Annotated in this window: 3 protein-coding genes; 2 read left to right on the top strand and 1 reads right to left on the bottom strand. The window is 62.1% G+C overall.

The window, feature by feature from the left end:
* A partial coding sequence (locus C8J40_RS20090; protein ID WP_165911563.1) for a S41 family peptidase occupies nt 1-875 on the bottom strand: 875 nt, incomplete at its 3' end.
* Here C8J40_RS20090 and C8J40_RS20540 point away from each other — a divergent pair.
* Both C8J40_RS20540 and C8J40_RS20085 read left to right on the top strand, forming a co-directional pair.
* Nucleotides 852-1,142, top strand: a complete 291-nt coding sequence (locus C8J40_RS20540) for a hypothetical protein (protein ID WP_165911562.1) — start codon at nt 852-854, stop codon at nt 1,140-1,142. The genes C8J40_RS20090 and C8J40_RS20540 overlap by 24 nt on opposite strands.
* Before the next feature lie 185 nt (nt 1,143-1,327).
* Complete coding sequence (locus C8J40_RS20085; RefSeq protein ID WP_132898543.1) at nt 1,328-1,924, top strand: winged helix-turn-helix domain-containing protein; 597 nt, start codon at nt 1,328-1,330, stop codon at nt 1,922-1,924.

The raw sequence follows: 1,924 nt of genomic DNA, 5'->3' as shown, positions 1-1,924 counted from the left end.
TTCGGAGCGGCGCTGCCAGCGGGAGGATCGAGTACGAAGCGGGGATAGGAAAGGATCAGGCCCGTGTTCGGAAGCGTGACGCTTCGCACACCGCCTGATTGCTGAGTGCGTGCGGCGCCACCGACCCCCGCCAGTACCCCGAAGCGGTAATCTCGCACCACGTTGGCGAAGAGCACAGCGGACGAATAGGTGAGCGGACCGATTTCCACCGTCACCTTCCCCGCGAAGCGAAGCGGTTCGTCCGCCACTGGCTGGGTTGCGCTTTCGATCGAGCCTGCGATCATCGCCCCGCCCTCTTCACGCTTCAAATAGGTAGAACCCTGCTTGTACGGCCGCGTCGCTACATACCGCAGGATGCCGTCCTTCCACATGTCGTCGTTGCCTCCCCCGTTGGCGCTGACGTCGATCACGAGGCGATCAACCGAGGCGGCCTTGATCCGCGCGAAGCAATCGTGGGTGAACTGGAGGTAATGTGCCTTGTCCTCCCACACGAACGATGCGACCGTAAGGCGCGCCGATTTATCCGGATCTATCCGGCACGCGAACAGGCGATCGAAGCTGGCATCCCGCTGGAGGATCGCTGGCAGCGTGTGTTCGGCCCTGACCGTGACCGTGAGCCGCTTGCCTGAGCCGCCAAGCACCAGATCGTAGTCTGCGGGTGTTCCATACAACTTGCCATGAAACAGCCACCAGCGTTGTGCCAACAGGGCTCTACGAAAAGCGGGCGTGTCGCCATGGGTTCGTACGAGTAGCGAGCGGGCGACGTAGAGCGCATCATGCCCGTCGATCCGCAGGATGCGGCGACCCGCGAGCGGCGTCGATCTTCCCCCGAGCATCGAGACGATGACCGGATGATCCTTGGCATCAATCGCCACCTCAAATGGGAAAAAGCCCGTACCTTGCCGAACCGCTTCCGCGCCCTTGCCCCGCCAGTCGGGGAGGCCGATGAACAGATGACCGTCAGCGAGGACAGGATTGAGCTGAGCCAGTTTCGTCCAGGCTTCCGCCTGATCCATCGGATGATCCAGCTGCGCTCGTACCCTGTCGGCCTCGCGCTCAAGCGCCGCCTTCGTGACCGAATGGGCAAGGTCGGGGTGCTGATGTTCGATCGTATCGAGCGCAAAGCGGAGGTCGGCTTGTAATGCCCCCGGAGCGATCGTCTGCGCCGGGGCTGTGCCGGACGAGGCAAGAGTCATCAAGGCGGCCGAGAGGAGCGTTTCCATATGCGATGCCACCATCGTTCCAATTCAAAAACCGCCGCCAGAGCCTCTTCCCTGGATCGTTGTGTTGAAATATATGTGGCATATTTCAACAGGAGTCTAGGCCAATGTATGAAGGCGATGACCCGCGGGTAATCCGCGATCCGGCGCAGGTGCGGCTCCTCAGCTCCAGTGTGCGACAGGAGATTGTTGATACGCTTGCCGCGCTCGGTGGCGAGGCCGGTGTCGCGAGCTTGGCGGATCAGCTCGGGCGACCAGCCGATGGTCTCTATTATCATCTGCGGGCGCTCGTGGCGGGCGGACTGGTCGAGGAGCTGCCGAGCGACGGTATGGAGCGTCGATTTCGGCTGGCGGGCGGTGGTCACGGCCCGCTGCGACTTTCCTATGACCTTGGTCCGAACGGAAACGGTGTGGAGCTGCGCGCTTTCGCCCATGGATTATTGCAGATTGCCAATCGGGACTTTCAGGCTGCTCTTGAGCAGAGTGATACTGTGGTTGCCGGTCCGGCACGAACGCTTTGGGCTTCTCGCAACAAGGGATGGCTCGCAGCCGCAGATGTTGAGGAGGTCAACGCCCTTCTCGCCCGCCTTGGTGAACTGACCAGCCAACCAAAGGCTGATGGGCGGGCGCAATTGGTAAGTCTCGCCTTCGTGCTTGCGCCAACCGAGGCGCGATCCAAAAGGCGCGCGCCGCGAACGGCGTAG

This window comes from Sphingomonas sp. PP-CC-3A-396 (assembly GCF_004343105.1).
Classification (GTDB): domain Bacteria; phylum Pseudomonadota; class Alphaproteobacteria; order Sphingomonadales; family Sphingomonadaceae; genus Sphingomonas.
This window is presented reverse-complemented; position numbering and strand designations above follow the sequence as displayed.